Origin of the sequence: Bacteroides sp. NGMCC 1.200775 (genome assembly GCF_040798045.1) — a bacterium.
Classification (GTDB): Bacteria; Bacteroidota; Bacteroidia; order Bacteroidales; family Bacteroidaceae; genus Bacteroides; species Bacteroides hominis.
Map to the genome: position 1 here is coordinate 941,701 of NZ_JASCQK010000001.1, position 22,821 is coordinate 964,521.

Annotated in this window: 11 protein-coding genes; 4 read left to right on the plus strand and 7 right to left on the minus strand. The window is 37.1% G+C overall.

The annotated features are described in order from the left end of the window. The first annotated feature begins 376 nt into the window (after nucleotides 1–376). Both QK890_RS04140 and nanU read left to right on the plus strand, forming a co-directional pair. Nucleotides 377–3,646, plus strand: coding sequence for a SusC/RagA family TonB-linked outer membrane protein (locus tag QK890_RS04140; protein WP_367627210.1), 3,270 nt, complete (start codon nucleotides 377–379; stop codon nucleotides 3,644–3,646). Between the two features lie 28 nt (nucleotides 3,647–3,674). Further along, entirely contained in the window at nucleotides 3,675–5,246 is a 1,572-nt protein-coding gene (gene nanU / locus QK890_RS04145; RefSeq protein ID WP_122142354.1) for a SusD family outer membrane lipoprotein NanU, read from the plus strand. A 208-nt stretch (nucleotides 5,247–5,454) separates the two neighbouring features. Here nanU and QK890_RS04150 read toward each other — a convergent pair whose 3' ends face one another. After that, nucleotides 5,455–7,017: a RagB/SusD family nutrient uptake outer membrane protein gene (locus tag QK890_RS04150; RefSeq protein WP_122142355.1), complete on the minus strand. Its 1,563-nt coding sequence runs from the start codon at nucleotides 7,015–7,017 to the stop codon at nucleotides 5,455–5,457. 17 nt (nucleotides 7,018–7,034) lie between these two features. Further along, complete coding sequence (locus QK890_RS04155) at nucleotides 7,035–10,358, minus strand: SusC/RagA family TonB-linked outer membrane protein (protein ID WP_367627211.1); 3,324 nt, start codon at nucleotides 10,356–10,358, stop codon at nucleotides 7,035–7,037. 478 nt (nucleotides 10,359–10,836) lie between these two features. Here QK890_RS04155 and QK890_RS04160 point away from each other — a divergent pair, with 478 nt between their 5' ends. Both QK890_RS04160 and QK890_RS04165 read left to right on the plus strand, forming a co-directional pair. Next, on the plus strand, nucleotides 10,837–12,159 hold the full coding sequence (locus QK890_RS04160; protein ID WP_367627212.1) for an ATP-binding protein: 1,323 nt from the start codon (nucleotides 10,837–10,839) through the stop codon (nucleotides 12,157–12,159). Nucleotides 12,160–12,901: 742 nt separating this feature from the next. Next, nucleotides 12,902–14,152, plus strand: a complete 1,251-nt coding sequence (locus QK890_RS04165) for an alpha/beta hydrolase family protein (protein WP_186993828.1) — start codon at nucleotides 12,902–12,904, stop codon at nucleotides 14,150–14,152. Between the two features lie 355 nt (nucleotides 14,153–14,507). Here QK890_RS04165 and QK890_RS04170 read toward each other — a convergent pair whose 3' ends face one another. The 5 genes from QK890_RS04170 to QK890_RS04190 all read right to left on the minus strand — a co-directional run bounded on the left by QK890_RS04170 (nucleotide 14,508) and on the right by QK890_RS04190 (nucleotide 22,816). After that, complete coding sequence (locus tag QK890_RS04170) at nucleotides 14,508–16,145, minus strand: RagB/SusD family nutrient uptake outer membrane protein (protein ID WP_186993827.1); 1,638 nt, start codon at nucleotides 16,143–16,145, stop codon at nucleotides 14,508–14,510. A gap of 26 nt (nucleotides 16,146–16,171) precedes the next feature. Continuing rightward, a complete protein-coding gene (locus tag QK890_RS04175) occupies nucleotides 16,172–19,459 on the minus strand; it encodes a TonB-dependent receptor (protein WP_032536314.1) in 3,288 nt (1,095 codons plus the stop codon). A 459-nt stretch (nucleotides 19,460–19,918) separates the two neighbouring features. Further along, nucleotides 19,919–20,365, minus strand: a complete 447-nt coding sequence (locus QK890_RS04180) for a YhcH/YjgK/YiaL family protein (RefSeq protein WP_005776497.1) — start codon at nucleotides 20,363–20,365, stop codon at nucleotides 19,919–19,921. A gap of 12 nt (nucleotides 20,366–20,377) precedes the next feature. Next, nucleotides 20,378–21,616, minus strand: a complete 1,239-nt coding sequence (locus QK890_RS04185; protein WP_005776496.1) for an MFS transporter — start codon at nucleotides 21,614–21,616, stop codon at nucleotides 20,378–20,380. A 15-nt stretch (nucleotides 21,617–21,631) separates the two neighbouring features. After that, complete coding sequence (locus tag QK890_RS04190; protein ID WP_005776495.1) at nucleotides 21,632–22,816, minus strand: AGE family epimerase/isomerase; 1,185 nt, start codon at nucleotides 22,814–22,816, stop codon at nucleotides 21,632–21,634. Nucleotides 22,817–22,821: the final 5 nt, after the last annotated feature.

A 22,821-nucleotide genomic window follows, 5' to 3' on the forward strand; every position in this document is an offset into this window, starting at 1 on the left:
CAAGTCAATCCAATAGTATTTTAAAACAATAATATATTACATATACCTATTCTAAGGTGAATCGCTATATATATAATATAAGAAATCAATATTATATGAGAGAGGATACCCCATAAACAATCTTTTGTGAAATCCCCAAGTGGATTATCTTAGTTTTTCAATATTATTTCGTCTATATAAAAAATATATTTAAAATATGCTTGTGAGTTTTTAATATAATATATATATTTGCAACGGTTTGATAGTATATAAATGAAAAGAAATAATAAATTTAACCTTTTTCATTTATTATTTAGGTAGTAAAAATACCAAGTACCGATAGAACTTAGTAAAAGCAATTATAATTATCTTTATTATTAACTAAAAAGCAATACTTATGAAGAAAACCATCTTCTTGATTTTGTGCTTATTATGCTCTATAGGAGCTATAGCTCAAACAAAATCCATCACAGGTGTGGTTACAGATGGTACCGGTGAATCTGTCATCGGTGCAAGTGTCGTTGAGGTAGGTACAACCAATGGTACAATCACTAACCTTGACGGCAAGTTCTCATTAACGATAGCTACTGGCGCTAAATTCACAGTTAGCTATATTGGTTACAAACCTCAAACAATTACTGTTAGCGCTGCAAACACTTACAATGTAGTACTGAAAGAAGATACAGAGGTATTAGATGAAGTGGTGATTACAGGATACGGTGGCTCACAAAAACGTGCAACTTTAACTACTGCTATTTCAAAGCTTGATAATTCTGTACTTAAAAATGCGGCTTTCAGTAATGCAGGACAGTCTTTACAAGGCTCTGTTACAGGTCTTCGTGTTGTTAACAAAACGGGGCAACCTGGTAGTGAACCGGATATTACATTGCGTGGAGGTGCTACTATTACAGGCGACAACAGCAAAGCTCTTATTGTAGTCGATGGTATTGTTCGCAATAGCATGAGTGATATTAATCCCTCTGATATTGAATCTATTCAGGTTTTGAAAGATGCCGCTTCAACAGCTATTTATGGTGCACGTGCCAATGGTGGTGTTATTTTGGTTGAGACTAAAAGTGGAAAAGAAGGAAAAGCATCTGTTAATTACAAATTTAAAATGGGTGTGAACTTCGCTCGTAAAGGCTATGATTTTTGCGATGCACACGATTATATTTATTATAACCGTATAGGCTACAAAAGAACCGGACGTACCAATGTCGATACACAAATGGGATATGGTATTGGAAATAACTTATTTGATATCCGCTATTTGACAGACGAAAATGCTAATCTGAAAAATGAAGGTTGGTCTTCTATGGCAGATCCATTTTATGATGGAAAAACGATCTTGTATAAAGACTACTCTGGTGAATTGGACGATGTGGTGTTTAACAACAGTGCTTTAACTCAAGATCATTATGTGAACATTACAGGTGGTAATGATAAAGGGACTTTTTCTGCAAGTTTAGGCTACTATAAAGAAGATGGTCAGATTAGAGGTACTGGTTACGAGCGCTTCAATGGTGCATTGAACGGTTCTTATAAAGTATTTCCTTTCCTGACAGTAAAGGCTAATGCGACTTACTCTTGGTCAACTCAACCGGAACTTTGGATCGGCCAATATGAATTTTTCTACCGTACACGTTCTCAACGTCCGACATGGAATCCTTGGAATGAAGATGGAACTCCGGCCTCCGGTTTCGGTACAGGAGACGGTAATCCCGATTATTACAGAGATAAGTTGACGAGCGAGAACAGCACTAATAAATCAACCTACAGTGTTGGATTTGCCCTTGACATTTTACCTAAAAAATTAGTGTTAAATGGAAATGCTTCACTTTATCGTTATGACTGGCAGAGAGAGAAGTTTAATAAATCTTATCAAGCTCAATCTTCTGCAACTCCTGATAATACACGTCAGGCTGAGGCTTATGTTCAGAAATACAATCAAATTCAGTTGAACGGAACACTGACATACACAGATACTTTTGCTGAAAAACACAATCTGGAAGCAATGGTAGGAACTGAATACTTCACCTATGATCAGTTCGATTTTGAGGCCAAAACCCAAAACTCTCCAACTGACGATATTCCTACCTTGAATGCTGGTTCTACAAGGACTTATACTTCTACAACTAAAACAGCATACCGTATTCTATCAGGGTTTGGCCGTATCAATTATAACTATGACATGAGATATTTAATTTCATTTGTTGCTCGTTATGATGGTATTTCAAAACTGAAAGATAACCGTTGGGGATTTTTCCCTGGTGTATCTGTGGGTTGGAATATCATGGAAGAGAATTTCTGGAAGGATTCTAAAGTCTCAGAAGTTATTTCTAACTTGAAACCTCGTCTTAGCTATGGTGTAAATGGAAATGTAAATGGTATCGGAAATTTCGATGTATATGGTGCTTACTCTCAAGTAGGTGCAAAGACATACGGAGGTTCAACCGCATTCTACAACTCAGGCTTGGTAAACACCGGATTACGCTGGGAACAAAGTCAGTCATTTGAAGCTGGTCTGGACATCGGATTCTTAAACAATCGGTTAAGTTTCATTCTTGACTACTACAACCGTACTACTAAAGACTTGTTAACTAAACAAGCACTTCCGGGATATACAGGCTTTACAGAGATCATGACTAATATGGGAACTCTGCGTAACTATGGTTTCGAAATGGAAGTAAGAGCCAACATTCTGAATAACCCTAAAGGATTGACATGGGATGTTACAGCCAATCTGTCTTCTGTAGCAAACAAAATTGTGAAATTACCTTATAACGGCAATGAAAATAACCGTGTAGGTGGCTATGAAGTGGCAACCGGACGCAAAAAAGCCGATGGAACTCCTGAAACAAAATGGATTGCCGGCCGTCAGGAAGGTGGTAAACTGGGAGAATTGGTTGCTTACAAACAAAATCATATATTCAAAGATTGGGATGACGTGAAAAAGTATGCCAATAACCGCATCGACGAGGTAGCCAACTTATATGGTCCCGGACTTGCAGCCCAATATGCCGGAAAAGAAGGATGGCAACCGATCGAACCGGGTGATGTTTGTTGGGAAGATATCAATGGCGATGGTGTAATCAATGGATATGACCGTCAAGTAGTAGGAAATATATTTCCAAAAATTACTGGTGGATTCTCTACTACATTGGGTTATAAAAACCTCTCTTTATATGCTCGTTTCGATTACGCTTTAGGACATACCATTTATAATGATCTCGCAGCACGTTCTTTGGGACAGTATCAAGGTTCATTCAATATTATTAAAGAAGTAAAAAAGACATGGAGTGAGACCAATACTGATACAGATTTACCTGCATTCTATTACGCAGACCAGTTAAGCAAGAAAAATATTACACGTTCAAATAACGGTAATACAGCTATTGATAATAACAGTTCACGCTTCTATGAAAAGGGTGATTATCTGGCTTTGCGTGAATTGACATTAAATTATAATCTGCCTAAAGCATGGATCAGTAAAGTTGGTATGACAGATGCATCAGTCTATGTAACAGGGCAGAACTTATTCTATATCACCGGATACACGGGTGTTTCTCCTGAACCGGCTGTAGATACAACTTATGGTCGTGGAATAGATAACGGACGTTATCCAACTCCGAGAACAGTTTTATTCGGTTTGTCAGTGACATTCTAAATTATATATGATTAATACAAATAGCATTATGAAGAAAATATTTACATATATGTTAGCAGGGCTTTCTCTCCTGCTGTTTTCAAGATGTGATGCACTGGATATTGAACCTACCAGTTCTATTGCGGATAGTAATTACTGGAAGACTGAAGCTCAGTTCAGTACCTTTAATGTAGGTTTGCATGCATTACTTAGAGAATGTAGTTTTAATTTTTTCTTATTAGGTGAGCCTCGTGCGGACATTTATGGAGACGTTCCCTTTGGAGGAGAAGCCACTCAAGGTATGGAACGCTTGCCTTTCAATACGATAAATAAGGAGAACACAGGAATAACCAACTTTGCAGGAATGTACAAAGTGATCAATCAGATCAATTTGATGATCGCTAAAACCAAAGAAACGACTGTACTTCCCGAAGCTACTAAAAACTATTATTTAGGTGAAGCTTATGGTATGCGGGCATATCTTTATTTTCATTTATTGCGTTCTTGGGGAGATGTTATTCTCTATCTGGATTATACGAATGGAGCCTCTTTAGACTTAAGCAACCTCTCAAAAGCAGCCTCTCCTGCAGAAGATGTGATGAAACAAATCAAAGAAGATATCATTGCTTCTGAAAAGGCATTCGGCAGTGATTACTCTTTCAAATTCGGCAGATATTACTGGTCAATGGCCGCAACACAAATGCTGAAAGGTGAAGTTTATTTATGGAGTGGGCGTCAAATGGGTGGCGGCACAACAGATTATACTACAGCCAAAACAGCTTTACAATCAATTATCAGTAATGTAAATGTCAGCTTGCAGGATGATTTCTCAAAAGTATTTGCTTACAATAATAAAGATAATGCCGAAATTATTTTCTCTATACGTAATGCAAAAGATGAGTATAACATGTGGGACGATAGATTTAGACAAAACTTAGTACCACAGCAGGCATACATGACTGCAACTTACTGTAATAAAGAAGGAATTTCATTTAAAGATTTGCCTGAAGGACAACTTAACGGTTTGATTCGTCTGCAGATAAGATACGATTTGTATAATAAGGCATTCCGTGATGGAGATACCCGTAAGGACGCTTCCATGACAGCTGTTTACCAAAAGCAAGAAGATGGCACAATTAAATATATTGCTCCTTTCTGCAATAAGTATCAGGGAGTCCTGTTGGACGGAGCTTCACAGCGCAGTTTTTTGAATGATTACCCCATTTATCGATATGCAGACTGCCTGTTATTACTTGCTGAAGCAAAAGCGCTGTTGGGAGAAGATCCGGCAGCTGAGATCAATCAAGTTCGTGAACGTGCTTATGGAAAAGAGTTCTTTGAGTTAAACAAAGCTACGCTATCTTATCCGAATGATAAAGGAGACTTCTATACGGATAATAAATACATGTCCGGTGATGAAGATCCTTTGGAAGCCATTTTGAAAGAGCGCATGCGTGAATTTATGTTTGAAGGGAAACGCTGGTATGATTTAAGATTATTGGGTGCAGACTATGTGACAAAGCGCACTTCTGCCGTTGCCACCCGCCTATTATGGCCGATTAATGAAAGTGTATTGACAGACAATCCGGCGTTAAAACAGACTCCGGGATATGAAAATTGATTAGTTAATATAACGGGGAATGTCTGATTGGACATTCCCCGCTTTTATTTTGTTCTCCTCCATCTGCATATATAAAAAATCGGCTCTATGATTGGCGAATAAGGAGTAATGTGTATATGACAATGAAAAAAGAGAAGCTGTCTCAATAATAACCGAGACAGCTTCTACATTCAATAAATAATCGTATTTAAAACCTATTGATTAAGTTTTATTTTTCATATCCAGGTGTCTGTTTCAGCAACGGATTGACACTCATAATGTCAACATCAATAGGCCATAACAACTTGTATTCCTCACTTGGGTCCAAAAGAGGTTTATCCGAAGGATAATTTGCAGTAGCAGAGAAAGCAAGAGATTTGCCATTAGCATCATGCATACGTACTACATCAAACCATCGCTTACCTTCCCAAACAAACTCTTTATCACGTTCCTGGAGGATGGCCAATTCATTCTCTGCATAATTTCCTTCCGTATATTTATTAGCCTCATAATTGGAGCCATATGCACGTTCACGCACTTCATTAATATAACCTGCACAAGGATTTCCTAAACCATTTTCTATTTCAGCCATCATCAATAAAGCATCGGCATAACGGTAAACAATCACATCGGTATCATAAATACGATTGTTGTTCGAGTTGATAGAACCAATAGCCTTAAGCATAACACAACCAAAGCCTTCTTTATTCTTTTGGGTATAATATTCTAAGAATGTTGCATCACGACGAGTGTCTTTATCGCTATAGCTTTTCCAGAAATCTTCAGTATATTCATGGCGGAACACACCTCCGGTACCCTTCAAATTTAATGTATCCGTTTCAATCTTATTATCATCACGGTCATATACCTGTCCAATGAATACTGCCTCTTGATAGAGGAACATGCCTCCCCAGTTTGTAGCTTCGCCATCAGCAAAATGTAAGGTGAAAATAACTTCTGCATTATTACGGTTAGCTGTACTAAATACATCGCTGAATTTGTTTAATAGCTGAAATTTGCCTATCACTCCATTCAGAGCTGTTTTGGCAGTTTCTAAATCCGATCTTCCAGAAGCTGTATAGCCATTTATAGAAACTTTAGCAGCCCACATATAGATTTCTGCTTTCAACATCAGAGTGGCAGCTTTAGACCACATTGTCTTATCATACTTATTGGTCACTTCTTCTGTACCAAAATAGTTTTCAGATTTACCGATATCCTCTTTTATGAAGGCCATAGTGGCCTCGGGTGTAGCACGTTCGACATAAAATTTATCCGCAGTCACTTTGCCATCCAGCAACTCGACTGTTGTAACAATAGGTACCCCGCCGTAAGTTTTATAAAGCATAAAATAATAAAGAGCTCTTAAACCATATGCTTGTCCTAAATAGGCTTTTCTGTCTGCCTCACTTAAAAAATCACATTCATTCTCAACTTTTTGAATGAAATGATTAACTTGCATAATCGGGCTATATAATCCAAACCAGTTGCTGAATCCCGGATTATCCTGGCTTAAAGTATTGGTACGCAATATGGCATAGTCCAAACTGGTGTTTTGTGAAGAACTACCAACGCGCTGTGTACCACCGCGCAATTCTCCCAAACAATAAAACATATTATAGTTACCTCTCAATTGAGAGTGCATGCCATTCATAAACCCTTCCACCTGGGCTTTATTATTCCAGTAGTTGCCGCTTCCGAAATAGTCTTCCGGAGCGAGATCCAATGCATCGCATGAAGTGTAAAGCACAGACGACACAAATAAGGAAATGATATATATTATCTTTTTCATAATTTGTCTTTTTATATTTAGAAAGAAACATTAATACCAAAAATCACTGTACGAGGTAATGGATATCCTCCATTATTATCTGCTTTTTCCGGTGAGAATAGGTGTTTTGCTTCTGTCAAATAGCCTAAGTTCTGACCTGTAATAGAAAGTTCCACATTGCTCAATTTAGCCTTCTGCGCCCATACAGATGGTAATTTATAGGATAGTGAGAGTTCACGCAATGCCAAGTAGTTTCCATTATAGGCAAACATGGATGAGCTACGGCAATAATTACGTTTACCCAATTGATCGGCCCATACATAAGTTGGATATTTAGCATTCGGATTTTCTGGGGTCCATGTATTTTTGGTCTCCTCAATGGTATTATAAGTACCTTGAGCACATGCCATGATCCACATTGTTTTCCAGTCCACTGCGGTGAATCCCAATGCATAGTCGAAACGTGCAGACAAGGTAAGGTCCTTCCAGCTTACAGTAGTATTGATACCTCCTGTCCATTTAGGAACAGTATTCCCAATTTTCACCATGTCATAATTATCAATAACTCCATCACCATTTACATCTTTCCATTTCACGTCACCCGGCTGAATCGGAAGGGCATTGGCTTTTTGAGAATCTGTTAATTTATTGTAACCTTCTGTTCCACCATAAAGAGGACGGCCACTTGAACCGTTATTACCTGTTGTCAAGTCAATCAAGTTAGTCGGGATTTCGTCTTGAGATTTATAAAGTCCTTCTGCCACAAACATGTATAGATCGCCCGGACGTTGACCTTCCTGATATCCACCAACCCACATTTTTTCATCTCCGTTTCCAGTATAAACCTGATAAGCACTTTGACGATTTCTTTCAAGTCCATTGTCCGGCAAAGAAACAACCTTGTTTTTGTTCAAAGCACCATTCCAGTTCAAGTTCCACTTCCAGTCTTTGGAATCAATGATCCGGAATCCTAATTCAAATTCAAATCCTTGATTCTGGAACTCACCATTGTTTGAAGTAACAGAACTTACACCTGAAGTAGACGGTACTGTGATATTAGCATATTTATCACTAGTCAAACGGTTGTAATATGTCAAGTTAGCATTGATGCGATTTTCCAAAAAGCCCATATCTAAACCGACTTCAAAAGTTCTCGATTTTTCCCACATCAGATATGGGTTAGGAATGCTGCTTAACAAGAAACCGGTTGAACCATTATAGCGATTACTGCCATAAGCTCCCTGAACTGTATAGTTTCCAACAAAGTTCTTGTTTACATTACCATTTAAACCAAAGCTGGCACGTAATTTACCGAATGAAAGAATAGATGCTGTGTTTTCCATAAATTCTTCTTTGCTGAACACCCAACCCGCTGATACGCCCGGAAATACTCCCCAACGGTTTTCTTTAGCGAGTTTTGAATATCCGTCACGTCTTAAAACCAAAGAAAGCAGATACTTAGATTGGTAGTCATAGTTGACACGTCCAAAGAATGACATAATACGTTGACGAGAGTGTGAAGAGTCTATAGAACGCATTCCTTCCTCTTTTGAGGTGTATTCCAAATCCATAAAATCATCGGTGGGAGCTCCGGAACCAGAAGCACTGAATCCTTTGCTGTATGAATCATAGTATTCAAAACCAACCATTGCATCCAAGAAGTTGTCCTTATTGATCTGATAATTATAGTTCAATACGGCATTATATGTTTGGTCTAAAGTACGGCTATATGAAGCAGAGGTGGCGTGAGATGTAATCAAGTTACCCGGAGAGCTCAAATAGTCTTTATTAAAAGCTTCTGTTTTTTCTTCGGAATAATACCAGATGGCTCCTAATTTCAATGAGAGACCTTTCATGAAATCAATTGTGAAAGATTGATTCATCGTAAACTTATCCGTATTATTATCACGAACGAATTGCTTAAAATTGTATTGTTGGTTACCATCACCGGAGTTCGGTCCTAATAGCATATCTCCATCTGCATTATAACCACGGAAAGTAGGAGGTAATGAAAGACAGCGTGAGAAATAGTTAGCCTCAGCTGTTTGCGATGCAGGAAGTCCGTTCCAGGTCGCATCTGCAAAATTGAAACTTGAATTAGAAGTTAACCATTCCTTAAGTTTATAATCAGCATTAAAAGTAAAAGTAATTCGTTGATACCAGTTACCTACTGCTGTACCCTCACTCTTATTGTAGCCCAAGCCGGCATAATAACTTCCTTTATCATTACCACCGCTTACGCTTAAGTTATAATCCTGAGAGAATGAAGGTGTGTTTATATTAAAATCGGCAATGTCTGTATTTTTATAAATAATTTTATCTCCATATACTGGGTCAATCATAGTCTGCCATCCTTGATTGAGCAGAAAAGATAGATTATCTGAATAGATCATCGGACTCCAAATAGCAGAACTTGTTTTATTTCCGTCTAATGGCGTTACACCATCCTTGTCAAAATATAAATTACCTGTTCCATAAGGAGTTGCAGTAGTCAATCCGCTTAGAGAAGACCATCCTTTCACATTAGCTCCGTCCGGGTGTTTCATATCTCCAACGTAAGCATTCATATAACCTGTACGCATCCAATAAAGGTAATCACCGGCATTCATAAAGTTATAAGAATCCTTGAAGTAGTTCAAGCCAAACTTTGCTTTTAGATTTACCTCTGCTCTACCCGCCTTACCACGTTTTGTTGTTACAAGTACTACACCATCATTAGCACGTGCACCGTAAATAGCAGTTGCACCGGCATCTTTCAACACCTCCATTGATTCAATATCATCCGGATTAATATCACTCAGCGAAGAGCGTACCTGACCGTCAATTAAGATCAGTGGAGAACCGGAACCATCAAAGTTCGTACCACCACGGAGTACTAAAGTTGGAGCACTACCCGGATTACCCGAAGTCTGACTTACTGACAAACCTGCTACAGCACCGGAAAGAGCTTGAGCCGGATTAGTAAACATACCTTGTTTTAAAGTTTCCTCTTTTACTTTGGCTATGGAGTTAGTCACTTTAGAACGCAATTGTTTACCGCCATAACCTGTTACAACCACTTCATCCAACATTTCAGAATCTTCCTTCAACTTAATATTAAAAGAATTTCTGCCCTTTACATCGATCGTTTGAGGCTGATAACCAACATAAGAGACTTTGATCTTTCCGTTGGGATCGACCATTAATGTAAACTTGCCGTCAATGTCGGTAATTACACCATTGGTAGTGCCGACCTCGACAACACTTGCTCCGATGACTGTTTCACCGGTAGCATCTGTAACCACACCTGTGATTGATTTCTTTTGCGCCATGGCTCCAATGGAACATAACAAGCACAAAATCAAGAAGATGGTTTTCTTCATAAGTATTGCTTTTTGAGTTAATAATAAAGATGTTTATATGTGTTTTTAAAACTGTTTACTAAGTTCTATCGGGACGGTAACCCAAATGTGGAGAAATGGAACAATAAGCACATTTAATAAACAGCTAACATACAGCAATTTAAATAATTCACATAATTATAAAAAAGAAAAAAATAGACCCATTATTTATAAATATTAGCGGTAGCATAGGGGTATAAATGACAAACAAATAAGGTTATATTATAAATATAATCTTCATAATTAACTTATATCATAATAGACAAGACGTTAGTTCAAAATAGTTGACATATATAAATTGGCATATCGAAAAGAACACAATCAGCTATTAACATTATTATACAAAGCGTCAGAGGAATCTTATGAAACATTGTACTTGAAATAATAGAAATAGAGTTATCTTTGTAACCGCGGTTACAGTAACGCCCGTTACAAAGTAAGGACTAAATAAACAAAGAATATGAAGTTTTACAATAGAGAGAATGAATTAGCTGAATTACAAAGGATACAAGAATTATCTTTTGGAGAGAACTCTCGTCTGACAGTAGTTACCGGAAGAAGAAGGATAGGTAAGACAAGTCTTATTATGAGAGCCTTTGAAAAAACTTCTACTATCTATTTGTTTGTGGGGAGAAAAAATGAGGCATCTCTATGTCGGGAATTCATAACCTTAGTTTCCCAGGCACTTGATATTTATGTACCAGAAGAAATATCGACTTTCAAATCCCTCTTTCGGTATATTATGGAAACTGCTACCAGACAATCATTCAATTTGGTTATAGATGAGTTCCAAGAATTCTACAATATCAATAAGTCAATTTATAGTGATATACAAGATATCTGGGATCAGTATAGACAAAAAACCCACATGAATTTCGTTGTGAGTGGCTCTATTTATTCTTTAATGGAAAAGATTTTTCATAGTGAAAAGGAGCCGCTTTTTGGCCGTGCTGACAACATTATAAAACTTTCTGCTTTCAGTCTGAATGTATTAAAGAAGATCATGAAAGACTATCATCCCCAATATACAAATGATGATTTATTGGCATTATACTCATTTTCTGGTGGAGTTCCTAAATACGTCGAATTATTTTGTGATAACAGAGTGTTAACCGTTGATGAAATGATCGATTTTATGGTCAGAGACAACTCCCCCTTTACAGATGAAGGAAAAAATCTATTAATAGAGGAATTCGGCAAGAATTACGGTACTTACTTCTCAATCCTGAGCGCCATCTCTGGCGGATATAATACTCAGACGGAAATAGAAGCACTACTTGGCGAAAAGAGTCTGGGCGGTTATCTAAAGCGATTAATTGAAGACTATAACATAGTAGTACGCCAACGTCCTGTCTTTTCTAAAGAGGGTTCTCAAACTGTCAGATATGAAATATGCGATAACTTTATTCATTTCTGGTTTAATTATTTCGATAGAAATCGTTCACTCATTGAAATAAAAAACTTCGTTGGCTTACGAAAATTAATAAAAGCTGACTATCCGACATATTCAGGAAAAATCCTGGAACAGTATTTTAAGCAAAAATATGCTGAAAGTTATGAGTTCCGTCTTATTGGTTCGTGGTGGGAGCCCAAAGGCAATCAAAACGAAATTGACATTGTAGCTATTTATTTAGATAACAAAAGTGCAATTGTAGCAGAAGTCAAACGTCAAAAAAAGAATTTCAAGCCAGAACTTTTCCAAAAGAAAGTGGAGCACTTAGAGAATAAAGTTTTGGCTAAATACCAAATAAATACAGTCTGTTTATCATTAGAGGATATGTAGTAGATAAATGTTCATTAGTAAAATGATAAAAGTATCTCGCTATGGAGCAGCCTGTTTTTTGAATACCCCTTTTATCAATTTGATATATTGGTACAGATCTGACATTTTGTATTTCTTGATGTCTCTACATCGTGCTAATCAGAGGGATGAGAGGAACCAGAATAGAAAAAACAAAATCTGAACCGTTTTATCAAATCAAAGGAAAAGTGAAATCACGATTCTACGATCAAAAAGCATATTTTTACCGACTTACGATTTACTTTTGCATAGAGATATTTCAAAAAAGGAACATAGTCACATATTTCTTTTTTCTTAATTTCATTGCCAAATAGAACATATAAAAGATTATTTTCACACTCTTAGCAGTGATTTAGACCGTCTGTTGACAGAGAACTAACAACTTGTTTTCAAGAAATTAATTTCGTATCTGTACGAAGTTAACTTCTTGAAAACACAAAGTTAACATTCTGATTTTAGCCAGTTAATATCTTCCGGTAGCAGTAATGAATTTATATACATTACTTTTGCCAATACAGTATATTATTCCTCAATTTATTCATATTATCTTCTATTTGTAGGATAGGAGATAATATTACAGGATTCTCAAACAAATAAAATACTATCTTTTTGCATCATATCTTATACTGTCACTTACTATATGTCCAATTGTATATTTCAGCAATTAAAAGGAGCATATCAAAAAATAAAACTATATTTGTAAAATCTATAAAATTTAAATCACATGAAAAATATTTTTTTAATAATTGGAATATCACTGTTTTTTAATGGCAGCCTATATGCTCAGTCCGATGGCTGGTCTCCTAAGGATCATAATTTAATCACGTCTGCACGTGAGGACGGGCGATTTTTAAGCTCTTATGGTGTAGTGCACGCTATGCTCAGAAATACTAAGCCATGTTATGCTTTTCATGATGACTTCTCTCCCAAACAATTTCGAAAATGGCAAAAAGGACTTCGCCATGCGATGGAAGAAATAATGAAATTTCCTCAAATAAAAAATTCTCCTGCTCCTGTTTGTATAAAAAGAGAACAGCGGGAAGGTTATCGATTAGAAAAATGGGAATTTTATCCGCTTCCTGAATGCGTTTCTACTTTTCTTGTTTTAATACCTGATAATATAAATAAACCCGTACCTGCCATTTTATGTATTCCCGGTTCCGGAGGAAATAAGGAGGGACTTGCAGGTGAACCGGGGATAACTCCCCAATTGGACGACCGGTACAAAGATCCGAAACTGACCCAAGCCCTCAACTTTGTAAAAGAAGGATATATAGCGGTAGCAGTAGATAACCCGGCTGCCGGAGAAGCCTCAGACCTGGAGAGATATACTTTGGGCTCTAATTATGATTACGATGTTGTATCTCGCCATCTTTTAGAATTGGGATGGAGCTATTTGGGATACGCTTCATATTTGGATATGCAGGTTTTAAACTGGATGAAGACCCAGGATCATATTCGTAAAGATCGCATTGTAGTAAGTGGATTTTCTTTGGGAACCGAACCTATGATGGTATTGGGTACGCTTGATACTTCAATTTATGCTTTTGTTTACAATGATTTCTTATGTCAAACTCAAGAACGGGCGGAAGTGATAACTATGCCTGATAAAAACGGACGCCGTCCATTCCCTAATTCCATACGTCATTTAATACCTGATTTTTGGAAAAATTTCAATTTTCCAGACATTGTAGCAGCTTTGGCACCCCGTCCTATCATACTGACTGAAGGGGGATTAGATAGAGACTTGAATCTTGTAAGAAAAGCGTATGCTATAGCAGGCGCTCCCGATAACGTGAAAGTATATCATTATAAGAAATTCGCAGATCCAAATACACGAAAAAATGTAGAATACTTACCTGAAGGACTGGATCGTAATGAATATTTTCGAATGGTAAATGTAGATGGTCCCAATCATTATTTTAAATCAGAACTGGTTGTACCATGGTTGAGAGAATTATTGGAAGAAAGATGAAATGTAGTAATTGAAACCTAAATAAACAATCAATTTTAATTGAGGAGACGGAAAACAAAAACAGGAAGAAAAGAATTTTGTTATCCGCCCTCTCATATCACCATGTATACTGTTCGGTACATGGCGATTCTTTATCTATGATACAATTTACTGTAATACTCCACCAAAGTGGGATATTTCGCCTGTTTCAGTTTGTCATTATTCAAATCAGAGGACGGATAAACGGAATCTACCTTTATGCAGATAGATAGTTATCGAGCTCTGTCTCGTCTTAATGGACGGACAAAAGACATGCCGTATACTAAACAAAGTACACGGCATGTTGGCAATTAAGATTAATCGTATTTAATAATACCTATTCTTGTTTTTTATAAGTAGCATACCCCGGAGTTTGATAAATCAAAGGATCATTACCCAATAAGGTTTTGTCAACCGGCCAAAGCACTTTATGAGCCTCAGTTGTTTCGTCTAAAGCAGGCGTATCTGTTCCAATGCTTCCCTCTTTACAAAAAACGAGATGTTTTCCTCCTTTAGTCAATGTCATGCGACGAATATCCCACCAACGCTGTCCCTCTTGAATGAACTCTTTATCTTTTTCATGAAGAATCGCTAATTCATTTGTTGTATAATCAGAGTTTTTATATCCGTATATTGCCTCATTCCAATTAGTGCCATAAGCACGTTTACGAACAATATTAATATATTGAGCAACATTTCCTCCTTGCATATTCTCAATTTCGGCAAGCATTAAATAGACAAGTGGCAAGCGATAAATAATATAATCACCACAATAGATACGGCTTCCCTGAGCATTCACATAACCAATGTTTTTACGAACATGCGTTCCTCTTAAGGTCAGCTCATTTGTCTCAACATTTTTATTATACGAAGCAATAAATGTAGCTTCACGCCGCGTATCTGTTACATCAAAACTATTATAAATTTCATGTTTATATTCCAACTGCTGACTACCTGTATTGGCAATATTCAATGCATCAAGAAATTTTTCACCATTAGCTAAATAATTATCTTTAGTACTTCCAGTAGCCATTGCATAGGTGAACAAATTATTGTTATTAGTGGCCTCACCTTCTGCATATCTAACTGCAAATATGATTTCAGAATTTCCTTTTCCATTTTTGGCATCGAATACTGATGAAAAGTCATCTAACATTTTCAGTCCATAATTGCTCAAGACGTTTTGCAAATGTGTTTTTGCTATTCCCAGATTCGATTCATTCGCAGAATCATCTCCAGTAGATACCTTGGAAATCCAAAGATAAACCTCACCCATCAAGCACTCAGTAGCGGCTTTGGACCAATATCCCTTTTTATTTCCACGATTATTTGGATCAAATGAGTTATTATCACCAAAATACTCCATGGATTTATCCAAGTCTTTTTTTATTTGATCCATGACTTCTTTGGGAGTAGCACGCGCCATGTATAGTTTATTGGGGTCAATAACTCCTTCTACTACATCTGCAGAGAGACGTAAAGGTACACCACCATAAGTGCGATACAAATCGAAATAGTAAAAGGCTCTTAAACCATAAGCTTGTCCAAGGTAATATCCTTTTTTGGTATCGTCCATATAGGTGGCATCCGTTACTCTGGCGATAAAGAGGTTTATATTAGTCAACCGCCCAAAAATATCACCAAATTTATTAATGCCTCCAGTATGGTCTTCGTCAAAATTCTGTAATTTTATGTCACCATATAACATACCCATGCCATCGGCACTAGTACCGGAACTTATTAAAGCACCACCACGGGCTTCTCCCCAAATAAAAGTATGCTGAAAGGCCGCATCACGTAAATGCTTATGTATACCATCCATATATCCTATTACGTGTGCTTCTGTTTTCCAATATGAACCACTCCCATAGTAATCAATCGGGGAAAGATCTAATTTATCGGCACAAGAAGTACAAAGTACTCCGGAAGAAGCTGCCAGTAGGCTATATAATATTGTAGATTTTATTCTTTTCATATTTATTCTATTTAGTAATTAATTACTTAAAATGTTACATTAAGTCCAAATAAGAGAGTTCTCGGCAATGCATAGCCTGAACCCGCATTAGAAACCTCAGGTGTTGCTACATTGGCAGAAGTTATATATCCCAGATTTTGACCGGTGATTGACACATCTACTTTTTGGCAATATGCTTTGTTTGCCCATGCTTTAGGAAGTGAATAACTCAAAGAAATTTCCCTGATAGCTAAATAGTTTCCCTTGTAAGCAAACATAGTTGAATTTCGTGCATAATTAGCATTCGTTAAGACGTCTGCATATGCATAACGGGGATATTTTGCATTAGGATTCTCTTCTGACCAAGTATTGAATACCTCTTTAGTTGTATTATAAGTACCTTGAGCACAAGCTAAGAATATCTCAGGTAAAGTGTGGTCATAGATCCAATAGTCCAAAGCAAAGTCAAAACGACCATAAAGTTGGAAATTTTTCCAGCGTAAAGTAGTGTTGAAGCCACCGATCCAGTGGGGAGTTGTATTACCTGCTACGACTTGATCATAAGAGTCAATGATTCCATCTTCATTAATATCTTTCCATTTCATGTCACCCGGCATAATAGGCAAAGCACTTTTTTGTTGTTCTTTGGTTAGTTTTTTCCATGCTTCAGGACCATACATTTTTTTACCAAAATAATTACCGGAGGTAATAACCAAGTCCCCGGGAATCTCATCCCAACTACGATAAATTCCTTCTGATTTATAAACGACCATTACTCCCGGCTCTTTCCCTTCCTGATAGCCGCCAACCCATTTTTTTGCATACTCTATTTCACCTTTTTCATTAGTGAACTTTTCTCCTGTATAGATTTGTTGTCCACCTTGACGATTGAGTTCCAGACCGTTTTCTGGTAATGCAACTACTTTATTCTTATTAAATGAGATATTTGCGGATGCTTCCCAACTCCAATCTTTTGTTTTCAGAATTTTTCCAGATAGTTCAATTTCAATACCACTGTTTCGGAATTTTCCATTGTTATTTTTGATAGAGGAAAAACCGGTTGTTGATGGTAAACTGAAATCTGCATACTTATCAGATGTCAAACGATTATAATAGGTAAAGTTTGCATTCAAACGGTTTTCAAAGAAACTCAGATCCATACCAACTTCAGCTGTTTTTGTTTTTTCCCATCTCAATCCCGGATTAGGTAAAGTTCCAATTAGAAAACCTGTATTTCCATTATATACTGCTGTATTATAAGAACCTTGTAAAGTGTAGGCACCAATGCCTGAAGCATTACCATTAACGCCATAACTAGCACGCAGTTTACCAAATGACAAGAACGGAATGGCATCTTTTATAAAATTCTCCTGACCGAAAATCCAACCGGCAGATACACCTGGGAAAAATCCCCAACGGTTATCACCTAATAGAGAAGAATAACCGTCTTGACGGAATACTGCGGATAGAAGATATTTACTCTTATAGTCATAATTTAGACGGCCGAAATATGAAAGAATACGATATTGTTCATGCCAGGAATTAATAGTACGTTTTCCCTCTCCTTTATCTGTTAAACTCAGATCAGAGAAATCGTCTGTCGGTGCACCACTTCCTTTTGCTTCAAATCCACGTTTGTAGTTATCATAATATTCCATACCTAACATTAAATTAACATTATGATCTTTGGCAAAAGTATGAGTAAAGTTCAGGACTGCATTATACGTTTGCGCAAAGTTACGTTCAAACTTGGCGGTACTTTCGCGAGTTTTAGTGTAGTGTTCAGTCAACATATTATCCATATAATCTTTAGTGAAAGATTCATATAAGCCTTCTGAATAATACCAGTTTGCTGTACCTTTGATAAACAACCCCTTCATGATATCAATCTGAAATCCTTGAATCATGGTAAATTTATCTGTTTGATTAAAGTTTTGCCATTTTTCAGGTTGAAAAGCCTGATTTCCATCAGCAACGTTAGGACCTAAAGTCGGATTTCCATCTTCGTCTTCAAAACGAGCCGTAGGAGGAGTTGACATGATACGACCAAAATAATTTCCTTCACTTCCATTTGATCCCGGCATGTTTTTCCAGTTGGCTCGATTATAGTTGAAATTGGAAGTACTTGTCAGCCAATCTGTTATTTTATAGTTAGCATTTAATACAAAACTATAACGTTCATAGAAAGTACTGATTGGAAGACCTTCCTGACGGTTATACCCCAGACCGGCATAATAATTTCCCCGATCATTTCCTCCTGACATATTAATGTTATAATCTTGTGAGAAAGAAGGATTATTTAAATTATAATCGGCAGGATTAATATCTTTGTAAATAATCATATTTGAAGGATCCAATGGATCAACCATTTCCTTCCAGCCTTTCTGCAGCAAGTAAGCATTATCTGCTGTTTTTCCCATAATATTCCAAGCAGATTTACCTAATACATTCCCTGTACCAAAAGGCGAGGCACCTGTTAGATTAGCCAATGGAGCAATTGACACGTATTCACCATCAGAACATTTATAGCCAGATTTAGCATAGGTAGTACGCAAAACGTTGATATAATCCTCACCTCCCAAGAATTCATATGGATTATTCACATAGTTAAGACCTAATTTTGCTTTAAAGTTTATTTCACGATGACCGGCTTTACCATTTTTAGTTGTAACCAATATAACACCATTACTGGCACGTGCACCATACAAAGCGGTAGCACCTGCATCCTTTAAGACTTCCATTGATTCAATATCCTCAGGATTAATATCATTCAAACCATCTCGAAGCTGACCATCAATCATAACCAACGGAGATCCTGTTCCGTCAAGATTGGTACCACCACGCAATACAATTGTTGGAGTTGCTCCCGGACTACCTGAAGCTTGTGTTACCTTCAAACCTGCAACAGCTCCAGATAATGCCTGTGCAGGATTAGAGAATAAACCGACTTTTAACGATTCTTCTTTTACTTTTGAAATAGAGTTCGTAACCTTCGTACGTAGCTGTTTACCACCATAACCGGTAACAACCACTTCATCCAGCATTTCAGAGTCTTCCTTCAACTTAATATTAAAAGAATTTTTGCCTTTTACGTCGATTACTTGAGGCTGATAACCAACATAAGATACTTTGATCTTTCCATTGGGATCGACCATTAACGTAAACTTGCCGTCAAGGTTAGTTATTACACCATTGGTGGTACCGACCTCGACAACACTTGCTCCGATGACTGTTTCACCGGTAGCATCTGTAACCACACCTGTGATTGATTTCTTTTGCGCTATGGCTCCGATGGAACATAACAAGCACAAAATCAAGAAGATGGTTTTCTTCATAAGTATTGCTTTTTGAGTTAATAATAAAGATGTTTATATGTGTTTTTAAAACTGTTTGCTAAGTTCTATCGGAACCCCAGCACATTATTACTCTCAAAGCATAAAATAGGGAGAAACATTATATTACTATTAATCAATTATTTATAATCACATTTATAAATTAGATACAAATACATAATGCATATATTTAGTCTATTAAAAGACAGTATCATAATAGTCATTCTCTCTAAAAAGACATTTACCTTATATAGAACATAATAACACTGATTATAAGCAATATATAAATAGAGGAGAGAGAATCTTATAATAAGAAACTCTCTCCTCTCCCATTTGCATAGAAAAAATAAACATCTATCAAATCAATGATGATAGAAATTTACATAACAGCTCTATAATAAAAAACGCCTGGATTATTAATATTAACAATCCAGACGTTTTTTTTATTATGCGTTTACCAAACTACAATTTAACTTTTGCTATAAGTTTACGAATCTTACCTTGTCCGATAAGGGGAGCATGGGGATCCTCCGGATATACAATCATGAATTGTCCCGGGAGCAAATCAACGAATGTAGTAGGCACATCAGAGTAAAGAGCACAATCCCCTTCTGCCGCATAAGGTTTCATTTCACTCTTTAGATCTTCAATAGCTTTCCAGCCTATAGTCTCTGTTCCTTCCAACAAAATATGTACATCAATGTAATCGCGATGTAACTCCAAAACTTGTTTATCGCGTGTAACACACTCAGGATTCACATTATTAATAAATAAGTTATCACCATCTATCTCAATTCGTCCTAATTCGGCATGAAGTAAATCATGTGTTTTTACGTAATCAAACAGAGTTTTAAACAGTGGGTGAAGTCCTTCTACCCTTTGGCTGTTCTGTAAATTAGATACAATCATTTCCTTTTATTTTTATTCCATATTATCTGTTTTCGGACGCAGGAAGTAGAGTTGTACTGCCAGTGCTATAAATACAATGATAGCCAACATGGCAAAACCTAAACCTAAATTTCCACCATCGGTCCACTTACCCAGCAAATCTGTGATAAATGCTCCTGCAAATACTCCTGTCATATTCATGATGCCATATGCTGTTGCACGATATTTAGAAGAAACGAACTGACAAAGAATAGGCATATTATTAGCATCAAAAATACCATAGCCGATACCGAATAACAACCCAGCCCCAACAACAGCAACAAAACTATGCCCAAATCCCAATAATAACAAAGAGGGAATCGTCAATCCCAAACCAATTGCACCGGTATATACACGCCCACGAATATTTTTTTGTACCCATTTATCAGAAAGAGTACCACCTAAAATTACACCAATAAATGAAGATAGTGCAATTGTTATAGTCGACATAGGTCCTGCCTGTGACATTGGAATATCAAGGTTTTCAGCAAACAAAGTTGGAAGCCAATTTTTAGTAGCCCATCCCGGCAAACTAGGAGCCGCAAAATAAAGCAATATAACCCAGAAAGCTATATTACTGAATAGTAATGATAAGCCTTTAAACAAACCTGCTTTCTCGCCATTCTTGGATGAAGGTTCCGGACGTTCTACTTTAACATGCTCTTTTTTATCTCTTAAAAATAATACCAAAACAAAGGCATATGCAATACCAATAATACCAAACCAATGAAAAGTAGTATGCCAAGAGAAAGCAGCCGCAACCGTAGCGCCAAAGCCACCAATAGCCTGTCCGGTATAAAGTCCGGTCATGTGAATACCAACCGCCAAAGAACGTGATTTTTCACCATGATAATCAGCAATTAAAGAAAGGCCGGCCGGAATATAAAGAGCTTCGCTCACTCCCATCAATGCACGTAACCAAAAGACTTGATTAAATGTTTCTGCAACTCCCATTAAATAGGTCACAAAAGACCAAACAAAAAGACTGCCAACAATCAACCATTTACGATTCAGTCTATCGGCAATCATACCAGAAATTGGGCTCATAAGACCATAAATCCAAAGGAAAACGGCCATTAAACGGCCAAAATTAGTTGCCGACTGAAGTTCTACAATATCTACTTGCATAGCATCTTTCATCGTGCTAAGCATTTGTCGGTCCATATAATTGAGTAGGGCTACCCCCCATAGGAGGGCAACCACTATCCAAGGATAAATTTTTGAGTTTTTCATGATATAAATAAGAGATTATTTTTCTGACAGCAATTCCTGACAAAGTGCATAGCCTTTCGTCATCATTCTAGGGATGTGGAATGGTCCCTTAAACAAATTTCCTTTTGCAGGCTGAGAAATTGTTCCGTCACGATGAAGATAACCGTACCATTCACCAAATTCCGGATCAGGGAAATGGGCATAAGTCCAATCACTGATTTGTTTATGCATAGCCAAATATTTCTCATCTTTAGTAGCTTGATATGCATATAATGTTGCAATAATGGCTTCTGTCTGTGGCCACCAGAACTTCATATCATGTGCGTAATCTTGCGAAGGCAGGTTTCGACAGTCACGGAAGTTTATAATACCTCCAAATTCCTTATCCCAACCCCATTCCCAGGACCAATCAAGAATCGTAAGCGCTGTATCGACCATCTCTTTATCCCAATTACGACTCTTAGCTTCTTCAAGAATAAACCACGAAGTCTCGATACAATGCCCAGGATTAATGGTACGAGTAGCATTTGTATCAATAAATTCTCCATTGGGACCTACTGTTTCAAGCAAAGCTTTAAACTCCGGATGCATGAAGTCTTTACGCAAAATGGCTATAGATTCCTCTATTTGTTGATCAAGAACCGGATCATTAATAGCAGCACGAATACGTGAAGCTACATTAATAAGAATCATAATAATAGAGTGTCCTTTCATCTGTACGCGTTCACAATATTTCGGTTCCAGAATTCCAGGAGTAGAAAGAAAGCGCCGGATATCATTGAACAGTTTCAAGGCTTTAACAGCGTAATTATGATCGCCCGATGCGATAGCATATTCCGACATCGCAATAGCAGCAAATGTTTCAGAGAAAACATAACGACGTTTACGAATAGGCAAACCCGTTTCAGTCACTTCAAAAAACATACGCCCATCTGTATCGAAACAATGTGCTTCAATAAAATCAAGGGTACTTTTCGCAGCTTCCAGCCATTCTGAATTATGTTCAATGTGATTATATGCATATGAACATGTAAAAGCAAATCTCCCTTGGAACCAAACAGATTTGGTTGTATCCATCAGCTGGCCATCTCGGTCTACGCAGGTATAAACACCTCCGTTTTTGCGATCCCAACCATATTTCATCCAAAAGGGCATGATATTGCTTATCATGTCATTTTTATAAGAGTCAGACCATGTCTGTAGATATTCTGTAGTATTCATAGCAA

Bases quoted from the DNA above. Each gene is read 5' to 3' on its own strand.
- QK890_RS04160 (WP_367627212.1), top strand. From the start codon at position 10,837: ATGAAGTTTTACAATAGAGAGAATGAATTAGCTGAATTACAAAGGATA.
- QK890_RS04185 (WP_005776496.1), bottom strand. From the start codon at position 21,616: ATGAAAAACTCAAAAATTTATCCTTGGATAGTGGTTGCCCTCCTATGG.
- QK890_RS04165 (WP_186993828.1), top strand. From the start codon at position 12,902: ATGAAAAATATTTTTTTAATAATTGGAATATCACTGTTTTTTAATGGC.
- QK890_RS04180 (WP_005776497.1), bottom strand. From the start codon at position 20,365: ATGATTGTATCTAATTTACAGAACAGCCAAAGGGTAGAAGGACTTCAC.
- QK890_RS04140 (WP_367627210.1), top strand. From the start codon at position 377: ATGAAGAAAACCATCTTCTTGATTTTGTGCTTATTATGCTCTATAGGA.
- QK890_RS04175 (WP_032536314.1), bottom strand. From the start codon at position 19,459: ATGAAGAAAACCATCTTCTTGATTTTGTGCTTGTTATGTTCCATCGGA.
- QK890_RS04155 (WP_367627211.1), bottom strand. From the start codon at position 10,358: ATGAAGAAAACCATCTTCTTGATTTTGTGCTTGTTATGTTCCATTGGA.
- nanU (WP_122142354.1), top strand. From the start codon at position 3,675: ATGAAGAAAATATTTACATATATGTTAGCAGGGCTTTCTCTCCTGCTG.
- QK890_RS04150 (WP_122142355.1), bottom strand. From the start codon at position 7,017: ATGAAAAAGATAATATATATCATTTCCTTATTTGTGTCGTCTGTGCTT.
- QK890_RS04190 (WP_005776495.1), bottom strand. From the start codon at position 22,816: ATGAATACTACAGAATATCTACAGACATGGTCTGACTCTTATAAAAAT.
- QK890_RS04170 (WP_186993827.1), bottom strand. From the start codon at position 16,145: ATGAAAAGAATAAAATCTACAATATTATATAGCCTACTGGCAGCTTCT.